Annotated in this window: 9 protein-coding genes; 5 read left to right on the top strand and 4 right to left on the bottom strand. The window is 43.4% G+C overall.

Translation table 11 applies throughout. The features are described 5' to 3' along the window. On the top strand, positions 1-399 hold a 399-nt coding region (locus tag RMO55_RS08855; RefSeq protein ID WP_310425881.1), incomplete at its 5' end, for a DUF4261 domain-containing protein. Between the two features lie 228 nt (positions 400-627). Here RMO55_RS08855 and RMO55_RS08850 read toward each other — a convergent pair. The 4 genes from RMO55_RS08850 to RMO55_RS08835 all read right to left on the bottom strand — a co-directional run bounded on the left by RMO55_RS08850 (position 628) and on the right by RMO55_RS08835 (position 1,743). Then, positions 628-816, bottom strand: a complete 189-nt coding sequence (locus tag RMO55_RS08850) for a hypothetical protein (RefSeq protein WP_310425880.1) — start codon at positions 814-816, stop codon at positions 628-630. Further along, complete coding sequence (locus RMO55_RS08845) at positions 813-1,157, bottom strand: hypothetical protein (protein WP_310425879.1); 345 nt, start codon at positions 1,155-1,157, stop codon at positions 813-815. Before RMO55_RS08845 ends, RMO55_RS08850 begins: the two co-directional genes overlap by 4 nt. A gap of 116 nt (positions 1,158-1,273) precedes the next feature. Beyond that, positions 1,274-1,543: a type II toxin-antitoxin system RelE/ParE family toxin gene (locus RMO55_RS08840; protein WP_310425877.1), complete on the bottom strand. Its 270-nt coding sequence runs from the start codon at positions 1,541-1,543 to the stop codon at positions 1,274-1,276. Next, on the bottom strand, positions 1,543-1,743 hold the full coding sequence (locus tag RMO55_RS08835) for a DUF2281 domain-containing protein (protein ID WP_310425876.1): 201 nt from the start codon (positions 1,741-1,743) through the stop codon (positions 1,543-1,545). Before RMO55_RS08835 ends, RMO55_RS08840 begins: the two co-directional genes overlap by 1 nt. A gap of 269 nt (positions 1,744-2,012) precedes the next feature. Between RMO55_RS08835 and RMO55_RS08830 the strand changes: the two genes are divergently transcribed. The 4 genes from RMO55_RS08830 (at position 2,013) to RMO55_RS08820 (ending at position 6,008) form a co-directional block, all read left to right on the top strand. Beyond that, positions 2,013-2,300, top strand: a complete 288-nt coding sequence (locus tag RMO55_RS08830; protein WP_310425874.1) for a BrnT family toxin — start codon at positions 2,013-2,015, stop codon at positions 2,298-2,300. 1 nt (position 2,301) lies between these two features. Beyond that, a complete protein-coding gene (locus RMO55_RS22215; RefSeq protein ID WP_396134236.1) occupies positions 2,302-2,511 on the top strand; it encodes a CopG family antitoxin in 210 nt (69 codons plus the stop codon). 242 nt (positions 2,512-2,753) lie between these two features. Continuing rightward, positions 2,754-3,437 carry a DsbA family protein gene (locus RMO55_RS08825; protein WP_310425872.1) on the top strand — a complete coding sequence of 228 codons (684 nt, stop codon included), beginning with the start codon at positions 2,754-2,756 and terminating at the stop codon, positions 3,435-3,437. 99 nt (positions 3,438-3,536) lie between these two features. Next, on the top strand, positions 3,537-6,008 hold the full coding sequence (locus tag RMO55_RS08820; protein ID WP_310425871.1) for a heavy metal translocating P-type ATPase: 2,472 nt from the start codon (positions 3,537-3,539) through the stop codon (positions 6,006-6,008). The last annotated feature ends 186 nt before the right edge of the window (positions 6,009-6,194 follow it).

The following is a 6,194-nucleotide window of genomic DNA, read 5'->3' as shown; positions in this document are numbered from 1 at the left end:
GATGCAGGTGGTTTAGCCGTCAAGATTGAATCTGGTGGGTTAGCTCATACTGCTGAAGATTGGCGTGTTCTTGCCGAAGATGGTAGTTTATCATCACTCTACAATGCTTTCGTAACTTTGATTGGTGGACAAAGCTATTATTATTCCTGTGGTATGCACAATTTTGGATTGCCTGATGTGTCTTTGAGCCGCAGTGTCGCTCCTCAAGATGCAAGTCAAATCCTAAATGATTTCAACTATTATCAGTTATCTGAGAAGCCAAACTTGAAAAATGGGCATACATTTAGCATTGCCATAGAAGCACCTAAGTTTAAGATTCTACATAGACAATATGAGGGATACGATGATTCTGACCCTCTTTATAATCCATTTGGGTGTTGGCATCTTGAAGAGCTATAAAGAAAGCAACTTGCTGACTTTAAACGAATGCACTCGATCGACATTTAATTTTTATGGGAAATAACGATAAATGTTAGATCGATCTAACATTCTATTCGTTGGCGTAGCCTACCGTAGGTAATCGTGATTTTATTATCTTTCTGGTAAGGCTTGATTCGTTGGTGTAGCTTCTGGAGCAAGAGGATCGATCACCCTTGATGAATGGGGTGGGTGATTCGATCGATCGTGCTAATTTTGTCCTTGCTCTAATGCTTTTCCTAGCCGTTGTTTTCGCTGAGTCAAAATCTCTCGATCGAGTTTGGCAATAACTTCTTCTAGTTGAATACCTGCCAACTCCATTTCTTGACAATTTCGATGTGCTTTAGCTAAAGTCTGCTTAATTTTTTCTGGATCTGGGATAGTAGGGATAAAACTCATTTCAATCTCCAATCTAGTTTAATTTCCTCTAGACTCCGCTCTAAAGCTGGAATTCGACTTTCGATATTTGCGATTGCCTCATTCATCAATTTTAGCAGATCGTTAGAGATAGTGGGTTGTACTTCTGCAATCCGCAAGTGAAGAGTTGACAGTTGCGAAAGCTTGGTTCTAGCTTGTTCGGCTATTTCCGTCAGTTGTTCTAGAGTTGAGATTGTCTCCTGATTTTCACCAACACTGTCCAAAAGGATGAATTCTAAGGATTTTGCTTCGTCAATAAGATCTAACAGTTGCTCTTTCTGTTGGCTCAAAGTTGCTCGGATTTCTTGAGAGAGCTTTGCCATAGTGAGGTGTGGAATAGTCTAAAATTTGCTTATTCTTGATCGATTAGATCTCATCATCTTCCCAGAAAAACCGATCAGATGACTCCCCGAGCTAAAATGATGGGGTTCGATCGATTTTAGGGGAAATAACGATAAATCTCCGATCGATGCAACACTCTACTCATCACAATCTCATCATTTTCCATAAAAAACCCAATCCGATAATCACCAACCCGAATCCGATAAGCAGTCTCGTCACCTTTTAATTTCGATAAATTGGCAATCGTGCTTAAATCTTCCACGTTGGGTATTTCCTCTAATACCAAATCACAAATTTTCTCGTAAGCCTCTGTGCTTTGGAGAGCTTTTAAATCTTTGAGAAATTTCTTTTTATATGTGACCTTCATTATCGCTCTAGAAATAACTTAGCATTGGTAAGATCGATGGTTTCATCATCTTTAGTTTCTTGCATCGCTTTGAGTAATCCTTCGTCTTCTATTTGTTGCTGTTTAAACTCTAAAAATTCAGCAAATGTCAACACCTGTTGTTGTAAATCAGATGGTAGATTTCGGATTTTGTCGATCGTTAACTGTTCGATGGTCGTCATCAGTATTTATTTCGCTCTCGAATTTCTCCACTATTTTAACAAAAAATATAGTGGGTTGCGAAATGGTCTAAAATTTGCTTAATCTCGATCGACTAGATCTCTATTATCTTCCTAGAAGAACCGATCTGATGACTCCCCAAGCTAAAATGAGGGGGTTCGTTGGCGATAGCCTCTCCTTGGAGAATCGATCCTGCTGTTGATGATTTTGCTAAAATAGAGATACTGTTAACACCTGGGAAAATCAGTATGATATCACTCGATCGATCTACATGGATGAGATAACCTTTGAATGGGACACGAAAAAGGCTCAGACAAACGATCTCAAGCATGGCATATCATTTGAGGAAGCTGAAACTGCCTTCTACGATTCTAATGCACGTACTTCTTACGATCCAGACCACTCACAAGATGAAGATCGCTATATCTTATTGGGGATGAGTGAATCTTTTAAGTTAATAGTCGTATGCCATGTGTATCGACAAGATGATGAAAGTATTCGGATTATTTCTGCTCGTAAAGCGACTAAAACAGAACAAAAGAATATAAAGGTTATTTGATATGAGAGATGAATACGACTTTTCACAATCTGTTCCTAACCCTTATCTGAAGAAGCTAAAAAAACAGGTGAGCATTAATCTGGAAGATAATGTCGTGGACTATTTTCAGAAGTTATCTGATCAAACGGGAATTCCCTACCAAAATCTAATTAATCTCTATCTTCAAGATTGTGTACGGACTGAGCGCAAGCCTTCTTTAGAATGGGTTTGAGTGATTTCACTATCTTCATAGAAAAACCGATTTGATGACTCCCCAAGCTAAAATGAGGGTGTTTGATCGAGTAGTATCTTTAGAAGAGGATCGATCTCTTATCGCAAATTGCGATAGACTTCATCATCGTGCGGCTATCCGCTAAAATTAGAGACCGCCAGATCTACTAATTCATTTTCACCCCTGCTAAAGCGACAGACGCGATGCTTACGCCAGGATATAGGCTACATCTTTAACTAATCATGGAACCGATTCGTATTTCTTATTTTTCCGATGTTTTATGTATTTGGGCATACATCGCACAGATTCGTCTAGATGAATTGAAATCAACCTTCGAGGATCGAGTCTCGATCGATCTGCATTTTACGCCAGTGTTTGGTGATGCCCATCGTAAGTTAGAAAATCGTTGGCGAGATCGTGGTGGTTTTGGTGGTTATAGTCATCATGTCAAAGAAGTCGCTGCCAAATTCAACCATATCAGCATTCATCCAGATATTTGGACAATCGACATTCCCTACTCATCGACTTCCTGTCATTTATTTCTCAGAGCGATTAAGTTATTAGAAGATAAAGAAATAGTCAAAAATCGACACTCACATAGCCTATTTGAAACTGCTACACGGACATTTCGCGAAGCTTTTTTCACCAAATTAGCGAATGTTGCCGATCGAAAGGTGCAGTTGGAAATCGCCAAGGATTTGGGATTGCCCATTAATAAAATCAAGGCGCAAATCGATAGTGGCGAAGCCTATGCAGAGTTATCCAGAGATTTCGATTTAGTCAAAGAACATAACGTCACAGTCAGTCCGACCTTGATTTTTAATGAAGGACGACAGCGACTGAATGGTAATGTGGGTTATCGGGTCATCGAAGCGAACATTCGTGAGTTGTTGCACAATCCACCTGACGAACAATCTTGGTGCTAAATTCAATTGCAAGATGCGATCGGTTAAATTTTTAGGGCGCGGAATCGGAGACTACGTTAACATAGCGAGTAGCCGAACTCCCAACTCCCCGCTCTCAGTATGGTTAAAAGCAATCCAACTCCAGCTACTATCGCCGCATCAGCTCCAACCACGATCGTCCTGGATGTCGCGGGGATGAAATGTGCTGGGTGCGTGAGTGCGGTCGAAAAACAACTCCTCGCCCAATTGGGGGTAAAATCTGCCTGTGTCAATCTTCTGACTGGGGTAGCGGCAATTTCCACAGCACCAGAAATAGTTAATGCTGTCGATCTTGCTGAGAAACTGACAGCTAGCGGTTTTCCCAGTCAGGCTCGGACTGTCAGCGATCTCAATTCTCATGCCGATCGATCGCACCAAAGACAGGCAAAATACGCCAAAGAATCTAAACAACTGTTATGGCAAACAGTTACCGCAGGTATCCTACTAATATTATCAGCGTTCGGTCATTTTACTCAACCTACTACCCACCTGCATCATGGCTATTCGGCACTAAATAACTTTTGGTGGCATTGGGGTTTGGCCACACTCGCGATCGGATTTCCAGGAAGAGCGATCCTCGTAGATGGTTGGCGGAGTCTGTCGTATGGCAATCCTAATATGAATACCCTCGTGGGTTTGGGGGTAATTACTTCCTATATCGCCAGTGTCGTCGCTTTGTTGCTGCCTAATTTAGGTTGGGAATGCTTCTTTGAAGAACCAGTAATGATTATTGGGTTTATCACCCTGGGGCGCACTCTCGAACAACAAGCTAAACATCGGGCGGCGTATGCATTCGATCGATTATTATCGCTCCAGCCAATCTCAGCTAGATTAGTCAGTCCAGATCCAGAGCGTCCCCAAGCCATCGAAATTCCGGTAGAACAGGTGAAAGTCGGCGAATATTTGCGGGTACTCCCAGGTGAAAAGATCCCTACAGATGGGGTGATTCGCTGGGGACAGACGACGATCGATGAGTCCCTAATTACGGGAGAATCGATCCCTGTCTTCAAGCAGGTGGGAGATTTTGTCATTGCTGGAACGGTGAATCAATCTGGGGCGATCTCGATCGAAGTCACCCGCACGGGAGATGATACTACTCTCGCCCAAATTATCGCCCTCGTTGAATCCGCCCAAACTCGCAAGGCTCCAGTCCAGAAGTTGGCCGATACAGTTGCGGGCTATTTTACTTATGGCGTAATCGCGATCGCCATCTTAACATTCTTGTTTTGGTATTTTATCGGCATCCATCACCCCAATTTAGATCCGCCAGTTTCTACCCTCACGCCCCTGAAAGCCGCGATCGCGGTAATGGTGGTAGCATGTCCCTGTGCATTAGGTTTAGCCACGCCGACGGCGATTCTCGTGGGGACGGGGATTGGTGCGGAATCGGGATTATTGATTAAGGGTGGCGATGTCTTGGAATCCGTGCAGCAGATCGATACGGTGGTATTCGATAAAACTGGGACACTGACTCAAGGAAAGCCACAAGTTACAGATATTTTTACAACCGATTCAATCCATCCGACTGAGTTACTCCGACTTGCAGCAGCGGCGGAAAGTGTCACCAATCATCCGCTAGCGGTGGCGATTCAACAGGAAGCCACCCGATTGAATCTCACTTTACCAACAGTGCTCGGTTCTCATACTGAAGCTGGATTAGGTGTCTATGCCGAGGTATCGATCGAGGAACCAGGGCAATTTAGCACTCTTGGGTGCGGACGATATCAAGTAATTGTGGGCAATCAAAGCTGGTTGAATACACGCGGCATCGAGATTGAAAGCGAATTGAAAACTGCTGGGGAGCAGTTGACGGTAGCGGGTAAAACCGTGATGTATGTGGCAATTTCTGGCGTGGGCGATCTGACGTTATCGAGTCCGATGATGGGAGTAATGGCTGTCACCGATCGATTGAGATCGGATGCGATCGAGACAGTCAAACAATTGCAAAGCATGGGTTTGAAGGTAGTTCTACTCACTGGAGACAGACAACCAGTCGCTAATCTTATCGCCCAGCAATTAGGAATTACAGACATCCATGCAGAAGTTCTTCCTCAAGATAAAGCCCGAATTATCCAATTTCTCCAGACGAACTCGAACGATCGCAACATTATTGATGATGAGCAAATAGATTCATCGATCGAGAAAATCCAAAATCGAGTAGCGATGATTGGCGATGGTATCAATGATGCGCCAGCCTTGGCTCAAGCCGATCTGGGCATTGCCATGAATGCGGGTACCGATGTCGCGATCGAAGTAGCTGATATTATCTTAATGCGCGATCGATTGTTGGATGTAGTTTACGCGATCGAATTATCCCAAGCCACCCTCGCCAAGATTCGTCAAAATCTATTTTGGGCGGTTATTTATAACTTAATCGGGATTCCTGCAGCAGCAGGACTGCTCTACTGGTATGGCTGGGGGACAATGCTCAGTCCCTCTGCCGCTGGCGCAATGATGGCTTTAAGTTCGGTGAGTGTAGTTACTAATTCCCTCTTGCTCAGATTGGTGAGAAACAAAGCTAATCAATCATTTTTGAACTCTCCCCCTGTTTGAAACAGGGGGATTCTAAGCAGAGTCGTTACGCGCTCTGAAGAGACGCTTCACTCCGTTTACGATATGATTTTTTTAGGTTACTAAAAACATCGTATCGTTTCGGCAGGTTCAAAACTGCCCTAACTGACTCGGTTAGGTTAATGCCTAACTGTGCAGCTACCTTTCGTAATATATTTCCCGCCCCGT

The organism is Chamaesiphon sp. VAR_48_metabat_135_sub (assembly GCF_031418915.1).
Classification (GTDB): Bacteria; Cyanobacteriota; Cyanobacteriia; order Cyanobacteriales; family Chamaesiphonaceae; genus Chamaesiphon.
This window is presented reverse-complemented; position numbering and strand designations above follow the sequence as displayed.

Excerpts from the sequence above, each read along its gene's own strand:
- RMO55_RS08850 (WP_310425880.1), bottom strand. The coding sequence starts at position 816 with ATGAGTTTTATCCCTACTATCCCAGATCCAGAAAAAATTAAGCAGACT.
- RMO55_RS08845 (WP_310425879.1), bottom strand. The coding sequence starts at position 1,157 with ATGGCAAAGCTCTCTCAAGAAATCCGAGCAACTTTGAGCCAACAGAAA.
- RMO55_RS08830 (WP_310425874.1), top strand. The coding sequence starts at position 2,013 with ATGGATGAGATAACCTTTGAATGGGACACGAAAAAGGCTCAGACAAAC.
- RMO55_RS08835 (WP_310425876.1), bottom strand. The coding sequence starts at position 1,743 with ATGACGACCATCGAACAGTTAACGATCGACAAAATCCGAAATCTACCA.
- RMO55_RS08820 (WP_310425871.1), top strand. The coding sequence starts at position 3,537 with ATGGTTAAAAGCAATCCAACTCCAGCTACTATCGCCGCATCAGCTCCA.
- RMO55_RS08825 (WP_310425872.1), top strand. The coding sequence starts at position 2,754 with ATGGAACCGATTCGTATTTCTTATTTTTCCGATGTTTTATGTATTTGG.
- RMO55_RS08840 (WP_310425877.1), bottom strand. The coding sequence starts at position 1,543 with ATGAAGGTCACATATAAAAAGAAATTTCTCAAAGATTTAAAAGCTCTC.
- RMO55_RS22215 (WP_396134236.1), top strand. The coding sequence starts at position 2,302 with ATGAGAGATGAATACGACTTTTCACAATCTGTTCCTAACCCTTATCTG.